This window comes from Sphingomonas sp. (assembly GCF_013816785.1).
In the GTDB taxonomy this organism is placed as follows: Bacteria; Pseudomonadota; Alphaproteobacteria; order Sphingomonadales; family Sphingomonadaceae; genus Sphingomicrobium.
This window is the reverse complement of record NZ_JACDDV010000006.1, coordinates 1-18,009: the sequence shown is the minus strand read 5'-3', so window position 1 is coordinate 18,009 and position 18,009 is coordinate 1. Positions and strand designations below refer to the sequence as shown.

15 protein-coding genes and 2 tRNA genes are annotated in these 18,009 nt (G+C 64.5%); 6 read left to right on the top strand and 11 right to left on the bottom strand.

Features of this window, described 5'->3' with window-relative positions:
* The 7 genes from H0W65_RS02640 to H0W65_RS02610 all read right to left on the bottom strand — a co-directional run bounded on the left by H0W65_RS02640 (position 1) and on the right by H0W65_RS02610 (position 4,180).
* On the bottom strand, positions 1-1,038 hold the full coding sequence (locus H0W65_RS02640; RefSeq protein ID WP_294003532.1) for a substrate-binding domain-containing protein: 1,038 nt from the start codon (positions 1,036-1,038) through the stop codon (positions 1-3).
* 93 nt (positions 1,039-1,131) lie between these two features.
* Positions 1,132-2,133: an ATP-binding protein gene (locus H0W65_RS02635; RefSeq protein ID WP_294003529.1), complete on the bottom strand. Its 1,002-nt coding sequence runs from the start codon at positions 2,131-2,133 to the stop codon at positions 1,132-1,134.
* Between the two features lie 32 nt (positions 2,134-2,165).
* Positions 2,166-2,534 carry a hypothetical protein gene (locus tag H0W65_RS02630; protein WP_294003527.1) on the bottom strand — a complete coding sequence of 123 codons (369 nt, stop codon included), beginning with the start codon at positions 2,532-2,534 and terminating at the stop codon, positions 2,166-2,168.
* Positions 2,535-2,653: 119 nt separating this feature from the next.
* Positions 2,654-2,998, bottom strand: coding sequence for a hypothetical protein (locus H0W65_RS02625; RefSeq protein ID WP_294003525.1), 345 nt, complete (start codon positions 2,996-2,998; stop codon positions 2,654-2,656).
* Between the two features lie 67 nt (positions 2,999-3,065).
* Positions 3,066-3,638: a helix-turn-helix transcriptional regulator gene (locus H0W65_RS02620; RefSeq protein ID WP_294003642.1), complete on the bottom strand. Its 573-nt coding sequence runs from the start codon at positions 3,636-3,638 to the stop codon at positions 3,066-3,068.
* Between the two features lie 189 nt (positions 3,639-3,827).
* Positions 3,828-3,913 (bottom strand) — tRNA-Tyr (locus H0W65_RS02615).
* 193 nt (positions 3,914-4,106) lie between these two features.
* Positions 4,107-4,180 (bottom strand) — tRNA-Gly (locus tag H0W65_RS02610).
* 113 nt (positions 4,181-4,293) lie between these two features.
* On the opposite strand from H0W65_RS02610, the gene H0W65_RS02605 reads away from it, so the two are divergent.
* From H0W65_RS02605 to H0W65_RS02595, 3 genes are read left to right on the top strand one after another with little or no spacing between them, the layout of a single operon-like run.
* Positions 4,294-5,175 carry a Ku protein gene (locus H0W65_RS02605; protein ID WP_294003523.1) on the top strand — a complete coding sequence of 294 codons (882 nt, stop codon included), beginning with the start codon at positions 4,294-4,296 and terminating at the stop codon, positions 5,173-5,175.
* Positions 5,176-5,180: 5 nt separating this feature from the next.
* Positions 5,181-7,652, top strand: coding sequence for a DNA ligase D (gene ligD, locus H0W65_RS02600; protein ID WP_294003521.1), 2,472 nt, complete (start codon positions 5,181-5,183; stop codon positions 7,650-7,652).
* A gap of 40 nt (positions 7,653-7,692) precedes the next feature.
* Complete coding sequence (locus H0W65_RS02595; RefSeq protein ID WP_294003519.1) at positions 7,693-9,840, top strand: penicillin acylase family protein; 2,148 nt, start codon at positions 7,693-7,695, stop codon at positions 9,838-9,840.
* Position 9,841: 1 nt separating this feature from the next.
* Here the strand turns inward: H0W65_RS02595 and pip are convergent, their stop codons facing one another.
* From pip to H0W65_RS02575, 4 genes are read right to left on the bottom strand one after another with little or no spacing between them, the layout of a single operon-like run.
* On the bottom strand, positions 9,842-10,795 hold the full coding sequence (pip, locus tag H0W65_RS02590) for a prolyl aminopeptidase (protein ID WP_294003517.1): 954 nt from the start codon (positions 10,793-10,795) through the stop codon (positions 9,842-9,844).
* Between the two features lie 10 nt (positions 10,796-10,805).
* Complete coding sequence (locus H0W65_RS02585) at positions 10,806-12,176, bottom strand: glutamate--cysteine ligase (protein ID WP_294003515.1); 1,371 nt, start codon at positions 12,174-12,176, stop codon at positions 10,806-10,808.
* 42 nt (positions 12,177-12,218) lie between these two features.
* Positions 12,219-12,959 (bottom strand): 16S rRNA (uracil(1498)-N(3))-methyltransferase, encoded by a 741-nt coding sequence (locus tag H0W65_RS02580; protein WP_294003513.1) that lies wholly within the window; start codon positions 12,957-12,959, stop codon positions 12,219-12,221.
* Positions 12,956-14,473: a glycosyltransferase family 39 protein gene (locus H0W65_RS02575; RefSeq protein WP_294003511.1), complete on the bottom strand. Its 1,518-nt coding sequence runs from the start codon at positions 14,471-14,473 to the stop codon at positions 12,956-12,958. The genes H0W65_RS02580 and H0W65_RS02575 overlap by 4 nt, the downstream gene beginning before the upstream one ends.
* A gap of 91 nt (positions 14,474-14,564) precedes the next feature.
* Between H0W65_RS02575 and H0W65_RS02570 the strand changes: the two genes are divergently transcribed.
* The 3 genes from H0W65_RS02570 to ubiA all read left to right on the top strand — a co-directional run bounded on the left by H0W65_RS02570 (position 14,565) and on the right by ubiA (position 17,922).
* Entirely contained in the window at positions 14,565-16,112 is a 1,548-nt protein-coding gene (locus H0W65_RS02570) for a phospholipase D-like domain-containing protein (RefSeq protein WP_294003509.1), read from the top strand.
* A 140-nt stretch (positions 16,113-16,252) separates the two neighbouring features.
* A complete protein-coding gene (locus H0W65_RS02565; RefSeq protein ID WP_294003507.1) occupies positions 16,253-16,999 on the top strand; it encodes a hypothetical protein in 747 nt (248 codons plus the stop codon).
* Entirely contained in the window at positions 16,996-17,922 is a 927-nt protein-coding gene (gene ubiA / locus H0W65_RS02560; protein WP_294003505.1) for a 4-hydroxybenzoate octaprenyltransferase, read from the top strand. The genes H0W65_RS02565 and ubiA overlap by 4 nt, the downstream gene beginning before the upstream one ends.
* Positions 17,923-18,009 lie beyond the last annotated feature (87 nt).

The window sequence follows — 18,009 nt, the reverse complement described above, 5'->3', positions numbered from 1 at the left end:
CTATTTTAGCGTCGACGCGTCGAGTGGCTTCAGCGCCGTCGCTTGAGTCGCGGCGGCGGCATTGTCGGCGTCGCCTAACGGCACCAGCCCGCGCTTGGCGAGCAGCCCGCCTTTTACCCAGGCCTTGGAATAAGCCTCGACGAACCGCTTGATCGATGGCTTGGCGGCCAGATGTTCGCCCTTGACGTAGAGGAACAGTTTGCGGCTACCAGGGTAGGACAGGTCGCTGATGCTGGCCTCGCTCGGCGCGACTCCGGCGATCGAGACCGGCGCGACCTTGTCGGCATTTTCCTCGAGGAAGCTGTAACCGAGCACGCCGAGCGAGCCCGGATCGGCGGCGACCTTCTGGACCAGCAAATTGTCGTTCTCCCCGGCTTCGACGTAGGCGCCGTCCTCGCGGATCTTGGTGCAGACGTCCTTGTGCTTTTTCTCGTCGGCCTTCTTCAGGTCCTTCATGGCCGCATCGCTGTCGCAGCCCTTTTCGAGGATCAGTTCGGCCAGGCTGTCGCGGGTGCCGCTGGTCGGCGGCGGGCCAAGGACGCGGATTTTGGTCGCGGGAAGCGAGGGGTCGACATCCTTCCACGTCGTCGCGGTCTGCGGCTTGCCGAACGGGTTGGCGGCAAGCCCCTTGTAGATTTGCGCCGTTGTGAGATTGAGGGCCGGCTGACCCTTGGCCTGGATCAGCGTCAGTCCGTCGATGCCGATCGGCACTTCGATGATCGACTTGGCGCCAGCCTTGGCGCAGTCGGCATACTCGCTCGCCTTCATCGGGCGCGAGGCATCGACGATGTCGGGATATCGGCCGCCGACACCGGCGCAGAACAGCTTCATTCCCGCGCCCGTCCCGGTCGATTCGACGATTACGCTTGTGCCCGAGTTGGCACGCTGGAAGTCCTCGGCGACGGCGGTGCTGAAGGGATAGACGGTCGACGAGCCGACGATCTTGATCTGGCTGGAGGAATTCCCGCCATTCGACCCGCCGCTGCCGCAGGCCGCAAGCAGCCCTACCAGCGGGAGCGCGAACAGATTTTTTCTCATGCGAACAACTCCATTGGTGGTCGGCCGCGCCGACGCGATGCGGACGATCTAGCGCCGCCTTCGCCGAGTCTCTGTGACGGCACGGTTACCGTTTTATGACAGCGGCATCGTGACGATGGCTTCGGTGCCGTTTCCGGGGGTCGAGCGAATGTCGAGCACGCCGCGATGGCGTTCGACGATATGCTTGACGATGGCGAGGCCAAGGCCAGTGCCGCCCGATTCGCGACTGCGGGCCGAATCAACCCGGTAAAAGCGTTCCGTCAGTCGAGGCAAATGCTCGGGCGCAATGCCGTCGCCCTCGTCGCGGACCGCCAATTGAAGCCGCTCCCCCTCGACATACAGCGACACGAAAATCGTGCAGGAGGTCATGGTGCATCCGTAGCGAACCGCATTGGCAATCAGATTGTCGGCCAGCTGGAGCAGTTGCGCAAAGTCTCCGCGCATGAGCGGTGGGTCGGCGGCGATCATGGCCTCGATGCGGCAGCCGCGGCGCTCGGCAAGGCCGGCGGCGTGGTCGATGGCGATACGGATCACCTCGCCGAGGTCGACCTGTTCGCCCGGCGCGCGATACCGTTCGGCCTCGATCCGCGACAGGCTCATCAAATCCTCGACGATGCGCAGCATCCGACGCGCTTCGACCTGGATGGTGGCACCGAAGCGCTCGCGCATCTCCTCGCCGATCGCGCCCGGCTCGGCCAGGGTCTCGGCGTAACCGATGATCGTTGCCAACGGCGTGCGCAGCTCGTGGCTGGCATTGGCGACGAAGTCGGTCCGCGTCCGCTCGGCGGACTCCAGCGGGGAGCGATCGTAGAGGCGGACCAGAGTGCCGGCGATTCCGATCGGGCTAACCGCCAGCCGCCACGGACGATCGGCCGCTCCGATTCCCGCCAGCTGCACTTCGGCGGTTCGCCCGGCTTGGATCGTTTCCAACGCCAGCGGGTGACGAATCGCCAGCCTCAGATCGCGTCCCGCTATGGCCTCGCCAAGGAGCGCGCGCGCGGCGCGGTTGGCAAGGTCGACCAGGCCCAACCGGACGATCAGGGTCGGCTCCTCGAATGCGTCAAGCAGAGCGGCCAGCGAACCGGAGGAGTCCATTGGCTGGGTTTAGGCGACTGGCCGGGCGAGCGCTAGGCGGGAGTGGCGTTGATCTCGCCGGATTGGCGCCAGTACCGCCGGCTGCGCCAGGTGCCGACGACGATCGCCAGCAGGATCGGGTAGATCCACAATCGCTCGGCAGCGGCATAGACTTGTGGGATCAATGACCAGTGGAGGGCTTTGATGAAATGGGACAAAACCGAGGTCAGTTGAAACCCGGCGACCCACAGCGGCCAGAATCGTTTTGAGCGCAGTGCTACGCCGACGAATCCCAGGAGGGCGAGGATATCGACGGCGAGTATGCCACTTTCGATGTCTAAGTAATAATGCGCGGGGCCCGACCAGCTGATGGTCATGACCGAGCCGACCAGGCAAATCAACGCTGCCAGCCGCTCGTCCATCCTGCCGCGCCCAAATGCATACACCGTTACCGAGATAACGATCAGCCAATAAGTCAGTGGGTTAAGCATGATGATCCAACGGCCTGGCAGCGAAAATTATGGCGTAGCGATCCTTTGTGTCAGCCGACAACACGCAATGTCGATCTCCTGCCTTCTGGGGGGCATTCCTCGCCTTCGCCCATGCCGACCGCCCGCAGGCCAGGCACAAACTGCTGCGTTTCCTTCAGCACGCCGTGGCATTGCGCCATTCCGCCGCGCGCCGTCACCAGACCCTGGACGGCCATGGCGAGTTGTTCGAAGGCGGCGTGACCAGTGGCGGTAGAAACGCCCATGGTAGACCGGGCGCGAATCATGCGGCCCTGCAGCTCGGCAATTTCGCCGAGGGCGTCCTCGATGATGTCCTCGACCGCGCGAACTTGGGTAGCGACTCCAAGGGCGGCATTTTCGATCATTTGCTTGCGCATGGTTTTTCCTTCCCGAAAGCGCGGGTGACGCCCGCGCCGGGCCACGAACATCAATGGAGGGCGACGTTTAGGTCTTGATCAGCCGGGTCAGGCTTTCCAATCCGGCGAGGTACATTCCCACCGAAAAAGCCGATCCGATCGCGATCAGGACGATCCAGAGCAATTTCTGGCCGCCGCTCATCTCATTGCTGGGATGGCTCCTTGTTGCGAACGGCATTTGCAGGGAAGGCCAGGCGCCGCCCGGTCTCTGCTCGGTTATGACACCGGAAGGACTGGCCTCCCCCGCACGGTCAGCGTGCCGAATCTGATGACTGACCGCCCCGGCTTGGTGTCCGCTGGCCGCATCGGCGTCGATGTGCGGCGATTGATGTATCAAACGCTGATATGGTTCCGATGAGGCGCCGAGGGCCGCCGCGACCATTCGCGCCGCCTCGCCGCGCCGCTCGACGCGCAGCTTCTCGAGCGCGCCGCGAATGCGCTGATCGACGGTGTGCGAGCTGATGTTCAGTCGCACCGCGATTTCCTTGCTGTTCAGATGCTGGTCGACCAGCAGGAGGCAGTCGACCTGTCCCGGCGACAGTCGGGCGACCAGTGCGTCGTTCGGCGCGCTCGTTGCTTCATTTACCGGCCTCTTAGGCACAACGTGCAACACCATACTCCCTTCAACCGCGCCTTACGCCGGCGGAATTAACGCATGAGTCTGCGCGCTTGTCTAAGCGAAACCGATCCGCGCCTCAAATTATCTCGGATAATGTCGCGGTAACCAGCATCGTTGTCCGCCCCGACTTGGCGCAGCGAAGCGGCCAGGCATGTGCGGCCAGGCGCAGGATGGTGGAGAGGGCTGGATTCGAACCAGCGTACGCTTGCGCGGGCAGATTTACAGTCTGCTGCCTTTAACCACTCGGCCACCTCTCCAGGCGGGTCGCGGGGCCAATGGCTGGCCGGGTTCTCGCTGTCAACGCTGGGCCGCCCCTTGCTGACGGTCGCCCCGTCGCCGCTCGCTGTGCTCGCGCGCTCCAAAAGAAGACAGGCCCCCGGCCTGCGGAAGGTCGCCGCTCGCTATGCTCGCGCGCTCCAAAGAAGTTAGGCCCCCCAGCCTATCTTCTTTTGGAGCGGGTGAAGGGAATCGAACCCTCGTCGTAAGCTTGGAAGGCTTCTGCTCTACCATTGAGCTACACCCGCTTGTGTGCGGCCTGTCGCCATTGCCATCGTCGGCCGTTGAAGGTCAACCGGGGGAACGACTCCTCTTCCCGACGATTGAATCGGCTTCGAAACTTTTGAGGTGGAGACGAACCATGGCGGCGCGGCCGAGTTGGCGGGGGCAGATCAGGCTGGCGCTGGTGTCGATCCCGGTTGAGATTTTTCCCGCGACCAAGGCCGGCAGGTCGATCGCTTTCCATCAGGTCCACGAACCGTCGGGGCAGCGGGTGCGCTACGAAAAGGTCGTGCCCGGCATCGGCCCGGTCGACCGCGATGAGATATTGAAGGGCTATGAGGTCGAGAAGGGAGAATATGTCCTGCTCGATCCCGAGGAGATCGAGAAGGTCAAGCTCGAGAGCCGAAAGACATTGGAGCTGACCCAGTTCGTCGACCTGACGGATATTGATCCGATCTATTATGACAAGCCCTATTTCGTGGTCCCAGCCGACGACCTCGCTGAGGAGGCGTTCGTCGTTTTGCGCGAGGCGCTCAAGAAAGCCGGCAAGGTCGGCATCGGCCAATTGGCGATGCGCGGGCAGGAATATGTCGTGTCGCTGAAACCGTGCGGACGCGGAATGGTGTTGGAGACGCTGCGTTACGCCGACGAGGTCAACAAGGCGTCGAGCTATTTCCGCGACATCGGCGACGCCAAACCCGATCCCGATCTGCTGGATCTCGCTTCGACCCTGATCGACAAGAAGGCGTCGGGCTTCGACGCCAGCGAGTTTCAGAACCGCTACATCGACGCGCTCAAGTCGCTGATCGCCGAGAAGATCAAGAAGAAGGGTAAGCGGGTCATCCAGGACGACACGCCCGATCGCCCGTCCAAGGGATCGAACGTCATCGACCTGATGGCCGCGCTCAAGAAGAGCCTCGACGCCGGCGACCGCACGCCCGCAAGAAAGACGGCGGCGAAAAAGCCGGCCGCAAAAAAGGCTCCCGCGAAAAAGGTTGCTCCGGCAAAAAAGCGGGCCTGAGCGCGATGGCGCGTCCACCCAAGCTCGATATCGAGACGTACAACAAGAAGCGCGACTTTTCGAAGACGGCCGAGCCCAAGGGCGCGAAAGGCCGCGCCAAGGGCGACAGTTTCGTCGTCCAGAAGCACGACGCGTCGCGGCTCCACTGGGATTTCCGGCTGGAGATGGAAGGGGTGCTCAAAAGCTGGGCGGTGCCCAAGGGCCCGTCGATCGATCCCGACGACAAGCGGCTTGCCGTGCGCACCGAGGATCATCCGCTCGGCTATGGCACCTTCGAAGGGACGATCCCCAAGGGCGAATATGGTGGCGGCACGGTGATGCTGTGGGACCGCGGCCGCTGGATCCCGGAGCCGGGCAAGGATCCGACCAAGACGATTGAGGAAGGACATCTCCATTTCGCCCTCGATGGCGAGCGAATGAAGGGTGAGTGGGTGATGTTCCGCCTCAAGGGTCGCCCCGGCGACCGCGGCGAGAACTGGATGCTCAAGAAGGTCGACGATGCCTACACGGGCCCGGGCGAGGAGCTGGTCGAAACCGGGCTGACCAGCATCACTACAGGGCGAACGATGGCCGAGATCGCGTCGGGGTCCGAGGTGTGGAGCAGCAAACAGGGTGGCCGCACCAGGGGCGCCAAAAAGCTCAGCCCGCCCAAGTATCGCGCGCCGCAACTGGCAACATTGGTCGACGCGGTGCCAGCGGGTTCGGACTGGCTCTACGAATATAAATATGACGGCTACCGCTTGCTGCTCGCGACCGGGGGCGGCCCAGCGACCGCCTGGACGCGTAACGGCAAGGACTGGTCGGACAAGTTTCGCGGCATCGTCCGGGCCGCAGCCGACCTGCCCGCCGGATGCCTGATCGACGGCGAAGCGGTCGCGCTCGGTAAGGATGGAAAGCCCGATTTCCAGTTGCTCCAGGCTACCCTGAAAGACGGCAAGGCGGAGCTGGCCTTTTACGCGTTCGACCTGATCGTCGATCAGGGAAAGGATATTTCCAAACTGTCCAACCTGGAGCGTAAGGAGCGGCTCGCCGCCTTGCTCAAGGGATTTTCGTCTCCGATACTCTACGGCGATCACATATTGGCCAAGGGCGAAGCGCTGTTCGACGCGATCTGTGGAGAGGGCGGTGAGGGGATCATCGCCAAGAAAGCGAGCGCGCCCTACCGCTCGGCGCGCGCCAAAAACTGGCTCAAGATCAAATGCATCAATCGCCAGGAGTTCGTTATCGTCGGCTGGCAGGTCAGCGACAAAAGGCGCGGCTTCCGCTCGCTTCATCTGGCGGCGCGGGAGGGCAGGAAACTGACTTATGCCGGCAAGGTCGGCACTGGATTCAACGGCGCCCTGATCGCAAGCCTGAGCGAGGCAATGGCGCCGCTGAAGGTCGACAAACCCGTGATTGACGTGCCGCGCGGCATGCTGCGCGGCTCCCACTGGATCGAGCCAAAGCTGGTCGCGGAAATCGCCTATACCGAATTCACCACCGACGGCGTCCTTCGCCATCCCAGCTTCATTGCTCTTCGCGAAGACAAGCGCGCCGACCAGGTGGTTCGTGAAGTGGCGGAAAGGCTGCCGTCCAAGGCCAAGGCGAAGGCGACCGAGGCAGCTACTTTCGCCAGCTTGGGCGCGCGGATAACCAATCCCGACCGCATCATCTTCCCCGGCGACGAGCTGACCAAGGGCCAGCTGGCCGATTATTATGCGGCCTTGTCGGCGCCGCTGCTGGTCGATGCCGCCAACCGTCCGCTGACCCTCATCCGCTGTCCCCAAGGCCGCGCCAAACATTGCTTTTTTCAGAAACATGACTCGGGCTCGATGGGCGAGGCGGTCCACCATGTGCCGATCAAGGAGAAGGACGGGTCGAGCGAGGATTATCTCTATATCACCGACGTCGCCGGCATTCTCGCCTGCGTGCAAATGGGGACGATCGAATTCCATGGCTGGGGCAGCCGCATCAAGCCGCTCGAACGTCCCGACCGGTTAGTGTTCGATCTCGACCCCGATGTCGGGCTCGGGTTCGACGTGGTCAAAGGGGCGGCGGAGCGATTGCGCGCGCTGCTCGCCGATATGGGGCTGATCACTTTCCCGCTGCTGTCGGGTGGCAAGGGCATCCATGTCGTCGTGCCGCTCGACGCCAGCGCCGACTGGCCGGCGGTCAAAAGCTTCGCCGAGCGGTTCAGCCGCGCCATCGCCGAGGCCGAGCCCGAGCTGTTCACCGCCAATATCCGCAAGGCCCAGCGCAAGGGCCGCATCTTCCTCGATTGGCTCAGGAATCAGCGCGGAGCGACTGCAGTGATGCCTTACTCGGCGCGCGCCCGTGAAGGTGCGCCGGTTGCCGCGCCGATCGATTGGTCCGAATTGGATGCGATTGACGGCGCGAACCGTTTCACCATCCGCGACGCCGACGAATTGCTCGATCGCGCGGGATCGAAACTCCTCTCCGGATGGGGTGAGGCGAACCAGGCGCTGCCCAAGGCCTGAGCGGCTTGGCGGCGCGATGCGAACTGTCTAACCTGCCGCGATGCGCCTCCATTTCCTCCCGCTCGCCTTCCTACTCATCGCCGCCGCGCCGCCGCCTGAACGGCAGCAATGGCGCGAGCAGGCCCGCCGTGTCACCATCGCCCGTGACGATCATGGGATCGCGCATATTGCCGGACTGAGCGATGCCGATGCGGTTTTCGGCATGATCTATGCCCAGGCCGAGGATGATTTTCCGCGGATCGAGGCCAATTATCTGACCGCGCTCGGCCGCACCGCCGAGGCAGAAGGGGAAAAGGCGATCTGGCAGGATTTGCGCGCTCGGCTCTATGTCAGCGAGAATGAATTAAAGGCCGGCTACACGAGCAGCCCGGCTTGGCTGAAGCGGCTGATGGACGGCTGGGCGGCGGGCCTCAACTACTATCTGGCGACCCATCCGGTGGTGAAGCCGCGCGCGTTGATCCGGTTCGAACCATGGATGGCGCTGTCCTTCACCGAAGGCAGCATAGGTGGCGACATCGAGCGGATCGACCTGGGCGAACTCGAGAAATATTATTCAGGGAAGCAGACCGTCGCCTATGCCGCTCCCGACTCGGAACCGCGCGGGTCGAACGGCATCGCCATCGCGCCGGCGCTGACCAAGGATGGCAAAGCGCTGCTGCTGATCAATCCGCACACCAGCTTTTTCTTTCGGGCCGAGCAACAGGTAAGCAGCGTCGAGGGATTGAACGCTTACGGCGCTGCGACCTGGGGTCAATTTTTCATCTATCAAGGCTTCAACGCTCACGCTGGCTGGATGCACACGTCGAGCGGGGTGGACAGCGTCGACGAGTTCGCCGTCCGACCGGAGCGGAACGGCAAGCAGCGCGTCTATCGGTACGGCAAGGCCGCGAAGCCGTTCGGCGTTCGGCAAGTCACGATCCGTTATCGCGCCGCCAACGGGAAGATGGCGTCGCGCAGCTTCGCTACATTGCGCACGCATCGTGGCCCCATCGTGCGCGCCGAGGGCGAGCGCTTGATCGCGTTTGCGATGATGGACCGGCCGGTCGCTGCGCTTCAGCAATCCTACCTTCGCACCAAGGCGCGCGATCTCGCTACCTTTCTCGATGTCGCCCGGCTTCAGGCCAACAGCTCGAACAACACGCTGTTCGCCGACGACAAGGGAGAAATCGCCTACCTCCACCCGCAGTTCGTGCCGCGCCGCAACGACCGCTTCGACTATACCAAGCCAGTCGACGGCAGCGATCCCGCCGCGGACTGGGGCCCGCTGCACCAGCCAAACGAACTCCCCAACGCGATCACTCCGCCCAATGGCTGGGTCCAGAACACTAACACCTGGCCGTGGACCGCCGCCGGCCCGTTCAGTGCCGACCCCAAGCGTTACCCGAAATATATGGACAGTTGGGGCGAAAACCCCCGCGGGTTGCATGCGGTGCAGCTGCTCAGCGGAAGCAAGGGGTGGACGCTCGATCGGCTGCAGGCCGCCGCTTACGATAGCTTTCAGCCGGGTTTCGCGATGCTCGTGCCGGAGCTTGTGAAAGCGTGGTCCGCGTTGCCGGCCTCGAGCGCGGTCCGACAGCGACTGACGGCGCCGGTCGCTGCCCTTCGTGGCTGGGACTATCGCTGGAGCGCGACCTCGGTGCCGACCACGCTCGCCTCCTTTTACGGCGACGAGTTGTGGCAGATCGCGTCCGCGCCTGAGTGGGACGACGGGCTGACGGTTTACCAGCGGATCGCGCGGCTGCCTGCCCAGCGCAAGCTTGATGCGTTCGCGACGGCACTCGATCGGCTCGAGCGCGACTTTGGCCGCTGGACCGTGCCGTGGGGCGAGGTCAATCGATTCCAGCGCATTTCCCGGGCGATAGAGCATCCGTTCAACGACGCCGCACCGAGCATTCCTGTGCCGTTCGCGTCGGGCCGCTGGGGCTCGCTGGCCGCGTTCGGCGCCTCGGCCAAGCCCGGCACGAAGCGCTGGTACGGAACCAACGGCAACAGCTTCGTTGCCGTGGTCGAGTTCGGGCCACGGGTGCGGGCGCGCGCCGTGACCGCCGGAGGAGAGAGCGGTGACCCGGCCTCGCCGCACTTCAACGATCAGGCGGCGCGCTACGCCGCCGGCGACCTTCGGCCCGTCTATTTCTACCCTGACGAGTTGAGAGGCCACATCGAGCGGAGCTACCGCCCGGGCGAATAACTCAGCGTGAGGCGAACCGATCGGTCGCGCGTATCAGGCCGTCGAGCACGCCTGGCTCGCTGTAAAGGTGGCTGCCGTCAGGAACAATCTGCAGCTCAACCTCGGGCCACGCTTTCTTCAGCGCCCAGGCCGCGGCCGGCGGCGTGCAGCAGTCGTGCCGACCCTGGACGATGACGCCCGGAATGCCATGCAATTTCGCCGCGCCGTCGAGCAGCTGTGACTCTGTCAGCCAGCCCGAGTTGGACATATAATGATTTTCGATTCGAGCGATGGCGATGGCATGCTGGTCCTCGGTGAACTCCTCCAACATCGCCGGATCGGGAAGCAGGGTGACGGTCAGTCCTTCCCATCTGCTCCAAGCTTTGGCGGCCCGCAGCTTGCCGACGGGATCGTCGCTGGTTAGCCGCCGGCGATAAGCCGCGATCAAATCGCCGCGCTCGTCCTCGGGAATGATGCCGACGAATTCATCCCATCCCTCCGGGTAAAGCTCCGACGCGCCATATTGGTAGAGCCAGTCGAGCTCGGTCTGGCGAAACAGGAAGATGCCGCGCAGCACCAACTCCGTAACGCGCTCGGGATGGCTCTGCGCGTAGGCGAGGCTCAGAGTCGAACCCCAACTGCCGCCGAACACCAACCACTTGTCGTGTCCGCACATTTCACGCAGCCGTTCGATGTCGTCGACCAGATGCCAGGTCGTGTTAGCCTCGAGCCCGGCGTGCGGCGTCGACTTGCCCGCACCGCGCTGATCGAACAGCAAAATGTCGTAGCGCGCCGGATCGAATTGGCGTCGGTGGTTGAGACTCATCCCCGATCCCGGCCCGCCGTGAAGGAACACCGCCGGCTTCGCGCCTTTGGTTCCGCACCGCTCCCAGTAAAGGCTGTGCCCGTCGCCGACATCGAGCATGCCGCTCTCAAACGGTTCAATCTTCGGATACAGTGTGCGGCGTTCGGTCATCGTGCGACTCCTAGAAACTAAATTCACCGTAGACGCGGCCGACGTCACCCTGCCAGTCGCCATGATAGCGTTCGAGCAGCCGGTCGGCGAAGGTCATCCCGCTTGCCACCACCTCGCGCAAGGGATCGAGGAAGCCGCTCTCATTGTCGCCAGCAGCGTTCAACTCGGCGCGCTCGGTCAGCCCGGCCGAGGCGATAGCGAGCACCTCTCGCGCCAGATCGCGCATCGTGCCGCCGCCGGGGACGGGCGCGCTCAACGCCTGGCGCGGAACGGCTTGGCGCAGCGCTTCGCGTTCGTCGATTGTCCAATGCTTGCACAAATCCCACGCCGCATCGAGCGCATCGTTGGCGTAGAGCAGCCCGACCCACAGTGCCGGCAGCGCGCAAATGCGGCCCCAGCGTCCACCGTCGGCGCCGCGCATTTCGAGGAAGCTCTTGAGCCGCACCTCGGGAAAGGCGGTCGATAGATGGTCGGTCCAGTCGGCGATGGTCGGCTTCTCGCCGGGCAGGACCGAGAGCTTGCCGTCGAGGAAGTCGCGAAAGCTGAGGCCCGCCGCGTCGATATACTTGCCGTCGCGAAAGACGAAATACATCGGCACGTCGAGCGCATAGTCGCAATAGCGTTCGTAGCCGAAGCCGTCGTCGAACACGAACGGCAGCATGCCGGTACGGTGCGGGTCGGTGTCTTCCCAGATATGGCTACGAAAGCTTTTGAAGCCGTTGGGCTTGCCCTCGGTGAACGGCGAATTGGCGAACAGCGCGGTCGCGACCGGTTGCAGCGCCAGACCGACGCGGAACTTCTTCACCATGTCGGCTTCGGACGAATAGTCGAGATTGACCTGGATGGTGCAGGTGCGGAGCATCATGTCGAGGCCTAGCGTGCCGACACGGGGCATGTGCCGCAGCATGATTTCGTAGCGCCCCTTGGGCATCACCGGCAGGTCCGCGCGCGCCTTGTCGGGCCACATGCCGAGCCCGAGGAAGCCGAGTCCCAACCGGTCGCCGACCGCCTTGACTTGCCCCAGGTGCCGCCCGCTTTCGGCGCAGCTGGCGTGAAGGTCGCGAAGCGGCGCGCCCGACAGCTCGAGTTGTCCAGCGGGCTCGAGGCTGATCGTCCCGTCACCGCCCGACAGCGCGATGATCTTGCCGCCTTCCTCAACCGGTTGCCAGCCATAGTCGGTCAGGCCCTGGAGCAGGTCGCGGATGCCGCCGGGCTCGTCCCACGACGGCGCGCGATGGTCGGCAACGCGATAGACGAACTTCTCGTGCTCGGTGCCGATCCGCCACGCCTCGCGCGGCTTCTCGCCGCCAGAGAAGACGGACAGCAAATCGTCGCGGGACTCGATCAGCGGGCTCGCGGAGAGGTCGGTGCGGGTCGTCATGAATCGCCCCTAGTCCGACGCGCCACGGGTAGCAAAAGGAAACTAGCGCCAGTCGCCCGCCGCCGCCATCCACGCCGCGACGGCCGCTAGCGCGGCGGTTTCGGCGCGGAGGATGCGCGGACCAAGCGAGATGGGTTTGGCGTTTGGCGCGGCGCGAATCGCCGCGGCCTCTTCGGGCGTGAAGCCGCCCTCGGGGCCGGTCAGGATCAATGCCGGACCCGGCGCGAAGGCATGGGCCGCCGGCTCGCCCCCGGTCTCATCGGCGAAATAGAGGGTTCGACCCATATCACGCCCGCGCAGCAGTGCATCGAGCTTCACCGGCGCGTCGATCTCCGCCAGCGCTGTCCGCCCGCATTGCTCGGCCGCCTCGACGATGTGCGCCCTCATCCGCTCGAGGTTGAGCTTGTCGACGATGGTCCGCTGGGTCACTACCGGCAGCAGTCGCGCCACGCCCAGCTCGACCGCTTTCTCGACCAGCCAGTCGACCCGCCCCTTCTTGACCGGCGCGAACGCCAGCCACAGGTCGGGCACCGCCTCTTGCGGCCGCGTCTGCCGATCGACGCCGAGCGCCATCCGTCGCTTGCCTGCCTCGGCGACCCGCGCCAGCCATTCGCCCGACACCCCGTCGAACAGCAGCACTTCGTCGCCTTCCTTGAGACGCAGGACATTGCCCAGATAATTCGCTTGGGCCGCATCGAGTGCCACCAGCACCCCTTCCGACAGCGGCGGCGCTACGCAAAGGCGGGGCAGGCTGCGCGGTGGCCAGGCGGGGGTGGCGATCATCGGCTAAATTCCCGCTCGCCGAGCACGCGCCTGAGCTGTGGCAGCGCGCGTTTATCGGCGTAGCGATATTGGCAGAGATGCGCTTGGCGTTCGACCAGCCAGCCGGGATAACTGCCCAGCGCCGCTTGGCGCTCGACGATCAGCCAGCGGCGGTCGATGCCCATTTCGGCCAGCCAGCCTGCGCAGCTGTTGTTGACTTGGACCAGCAAGGCGGGGCGTCCGCTGCCGATCACCGCCAGCCGGTCGCCGCCCGGCACGAAGATCAAACGCCGCCTGGTTTGCCGGACCGTCTCCATCCGAGCGCCGTCCTCGCCGATCCAGCGCGCGGCCGTCGTTTCCATCGTCGCGGACCGGTAACCCGAGATGATATTCGCCCCCGCAATCAGCGCAATCGCCCCGATAAGAGCCTTGGCGGTGGTTGGCCGTTCGCGCATCAGGACGGCCAGAAGCGCCGCGACGGCGAGCGCGACGCAGGCCAGCTCGAACAGCATCGTCCGCGGCTTGGGATCGATCGCCAGCACATAGATGATGATTGCCGCATGGACGATCGCGGCGGCGACGAGAAAGCGCAGGATTTGCCGCCTGCGATCGCCGAGCCAATGGCGAGCCATCAACCAAAGGAACGGCAGGATCAGGAAGAGGCCCGCGGTGCGCGGATTGACGATCAGGTTGGCGAGGCCGTCGATCGTCCAGTGCAGCGACAGGCCGGGCTCATGGCGCCAGTTGGCGATCAGCTCACGGTTGAAGAACGGCAGGCCGTCGATCCGGGTCCGCCCTTGCAGCTCGGTGGTCTGCAGGCCGACATGCCCGAGCGACAGGCGGCGGCAATAGAGCGGATCGCCGGTCTGCAAGGCGAACACCATTGCCTCGATCGCGAACGGCAGGGCAAAGGCCGCGGCGGCGGCGAGCCAGTGCGCGGACCTGGTCCGGGGTGGGTGCGCCATGGCGAATGCCACCAGCGCGACCGGGCCGACCGCCAGGGCAGTTTCCCGCGCCTGCACCGCAAGCGCGAAGCTCAGCCCACACAGAACGGGCCAGATCAGGCGGCGGTCATCCCGGCTTTGAAGCAGCGCCGCAAAGCCGCCGAGGATCAGCGCCAGCTCGATCGTGTCGACATTAGGAGCGAGCGCCTGCAGCGCGAATACCGGGCTGATCGCCAGTAGCGAGGCGGCAAGGCACGCGGCCCGGTCGTCGAATAAACGCTGGCCGAGCTGATAGACGAGCGCAAGGCAGGCCAGGCTCGCGGCGAGCGACGGCAGGGCGATGGTCCAGCGGGTTTCGCCCAGCATCGCAATGACCACCGTCAGCGGGGCGACGATCGGCCAGCGCGCCTGCCAATGGTCGTGCGGCAGGCACGGCCCGTTGGCGAGCCAGCATCGCGACGCTTCGAGATATTGCAAATCGTCGGCATCTCCGCCGATGAACCCGACCGGATTGAGCAGGATGGCGACCGCCAGCACCGCAAACGGAACCAGGTACAGCGGCCGCGCCGCGCCGACTTGCCGATCAGTCATGAAAATCCGACCCGAACACTTTGCCTACTCCCGCAAATCCGTCTGAGCAGAAAAACAAGAATTAATCATTATCCGACGCGAAACGTGGAAGATGTTGAAGCCCGTCGCCAAATGGACGAAGGGCGGAGCGATGGGGGAGGGGACGCTGCAACCGATCGTTCGGCAGGGCCGCAACTGCTGGCGCATCGCGCGGGCAAGCGAGGCGAGCCTGGTGGTCGACGCCGCCGATTATTACCGCATCATCCGCGCGGCGATGTGCGCCGCCGAGCAGCGCATCTTCATCGTCGGTTGGGACTTCGACACACGCACCGCGCTCCAGCCGGACGAGCAGGGGAAGGGCCAACCGCTCGGCCGTTTCTTCCTCGATCTTGCGCACGGGAATTCGGAGCGGCAGATCGACATCCTCAAATGGAATTTTGGCGCGCTGAAGCAATTCCTTCATCCTCCGGCGGTGCTGTGGCTGCTACGCTGGTGGCGCAATCGCTCGATCACCTACCGCTTCGATAGCTCGCATCCGATCGGCTGCAGTCACCACCAGAAGATCGTGGTGATCGACGATTGCCTCGCGGCATGCGGCGGGATCGACATCGCCGGCGGGCGCTGGGACACGCCGGAGCATTCGGACGGCGACGGCCATCGAACCGGCCTCGACGGCAAGCCCTATATGCCGTGGCACGACGCGACGATGATATTGCGCGGGGACATCGCCGCGACGCTCAGCGAGCTCGGCCGAGAGCGGTGGAAGGTCGCGACCAAGGCCGACCTCGATCCGATCGAGGGATGCGCCAGCGAATGGCCCGAGGGCCTCGACATAATGTTCCGCGACGTTGACGTCGCCATCGCCCGCACTCGCGCCGCCTACGACGACCTGCCCGAAGTGCGCGAGATCGAGACGCTGTACCTCGACATGATCGCCGCGGCGAAGCGCTTCATTTATTTCGAGAATCAATATTTCACCTCCGCCAAGATCGCCGCCGCGATCGCCGAGCGGATGGAGGAGCCCAACCCGCCCGAGATCGTGCTGGTCATGCCGCGCACCGCCGACGGATGGCTTGAGCAGCAGGCGATGGATGCCGCTCGGCTGAAACTGGTCGCGGCGATCGGCGAGCGCGACCCGCACAGGCGCTTTCGCGTCTATGTGCCCGTCACCGCGGGCGGCGATGACATCTACGTTCACGCCAAGATCGCGATTGTCGACGACCGGCTGCTGCGGGTCGGCTCGTCCAACCTCAATAACCGCAGCCAGGGCCTCGACAGCGAGTGCGACATGATCATCGACGCCGGGCTCCCCGCCAACGCCGACACGCCTCCGGCAATGACCGCGCTCCGCCACCGCCTGATCGCCGAACATCTCGGCTGCGGCGCCGAAGCGGTGGCCGAGGCCGAAGCGCAAACCGGATCGATGACCGGCGCGATCGAAGCGCTTTCCGGGAGCGGCAAGACGCTCGAACTGCTGACGCTCGAAACCCTCGGCGCCGCCGAAGACTTCATCGCCTCCAACGAACTGCTCGACCCCGACAGTGTCGAAGCGATGCACGACCCGATCGGCAAGCACGGCCTGGCGAAAAGCTGGGCCAAGGGCAGGGCGGCGGTGATGGGGAGGTTGGGGATACGGGGCGAAGCGGGAGGCGTTGCCTAGAGCGGATCTCTACTGTCCACTTTGGGCGGAAAGCGAATATTGCGCGTCGGCTAATAGTCCTGTCTACCTACACGATCTGACCACGCGGCTGTTCATTTCTCATGCCTAGACGAACATGGTTGTATTTGACGCTTGTTGGGATGGCACTTGCATCCGCAGCCGCCTGGGTGCGGTGGCCGGATCATGGCGGCAACTTTTTTGCCGAGACACTTGGAATCATTGTAACCGTCGCCCTCATCGACCGCCTCATAAAGTGGGATGAAGAAGCGCGGCTTGAACCGGCGCGATTGGCGGCGTTCAGGGACGCATTGGCCTTATCGCGGGCAGCGACGGAGTTAATTGTAGGTCTTGCTCGCTCGTCAATTCCGTCGAGCGAACTACCTCGCGTCGAGCAGGCGGCAAAGAATAACGGACGGTTAGAGCGCTGGCTGGCTGACTGCTTCGCAACGATCCGAGCGAGTTCTCCAGCTCCGTACGGCGCACCGCCGCCATGGGGAACCGGGACGCAAATTTGGGGCGTGATGCTCCCCAAGTTCGTTGCTCAGGTGAGGGATCTCATCAGTCGGTACATGGAGCGGCATACCACCCACGGCGATCCAGAACTGACGGAAGTCATCAGTGATTTGGAGGAAAATGGGCTCTTCCGTTCGCTCAGCTATGGCACTGACATGTTCTTTCTTGGCCAAGACGATCTTCGCGCGTCGATGTTCGATAGCTACTTAAACAAAGTTGAGCGCTTACTGGATGTGGCGTCGAAGCTGTCGCCGAACTATCCGCAGATTAAGGGCATAGACGGGCAGACGAAGTTTAATTGGGATCTGATCCAGATCGAAATGACAAGCCACCCGAAAATGCATGCGAACGAGGCACCTTGGCGCCCGGCTTGAAACTCTTGCTCCCTCCCACCGACCTCGTCCCCGATAGCGAGCGGACTGGCCTGATCGGCGCCTTGCCGCGCGCGCTCAGACCATACGCCAGCCTGATGCGGGTCGATCGGCCGATCGGGACGTGGCTGCTGTATTGGCCGTGTGCGTGGAGCCTCGCGCTGGCCGGAGTTGGGGGCAAATGGGCGCTGTTCGCCTGGCTAGCGCTTGGCGCGTTTGCGATGCGGTCGGCGGGGTGCGCTTATAACGACATTGTCGACCGCGACCTCGACAAGCGGGTCGAGCGCACAAAACTGCGCCCACTTGCCTCAGGCCGGGTCTCGGCCCGCGCCGCCTGGGCGCTGGTGGTCGGCCTGTCGCTGATTGGTTTCGCTATCCTGCTCGCACTCGAGCCCGCCGCGCAGCTCGTGGCGCTCGGCAGCCTCGCTCCGGTCGCCGCCTACCCCTTTATGAAGCGCATCACCTGGTGGCCGCAGGCGTGGCTTGGGCTGGTGTTCAGCTGGGGCGCGCTGGTCGGCTGGCCGGCTGTGACCGGTTTCTTCGCGTTGCCCGCCCTTCTGCTATGGCTCGGCAGCATCTTTTGGGTGATCGGCTACGACACGCTTTACGCGATCCAGGACATTGAGGACGACGCGCTGGTCGGGGTCAAATCGAGCGCCCGCGCGCTGGGCGACCGCGCGCGGCTCGGCGTCGGCATTTGCTATGCGGTTGCGGTCCTCGGCTGGGCGGCGGCGATCTGGAGCGTCCGGCCCGATCCGCTCGCCCTGCTCGCGCTCGCCCCGGCCGCGCTCCACCTGGCCAGCCAGGTCGCCCGCGCGGATCCCGCCGACGGCGCCCTCGCGCTCGCCCTGTTCCGCTCGAACCGCTTCACCGGGCTGCTGCTGTTCCTGGGGTTTTTGGCGGTCGGCTTGTCGTCGGGGGCCTGACCTTCTAACCGCACCCGATGCTCGAACCCGCTTCCGCCCGCGACCAGGTCAACGCGCTCGTCGAGATGGCGACGCGCAAGGGCGCCG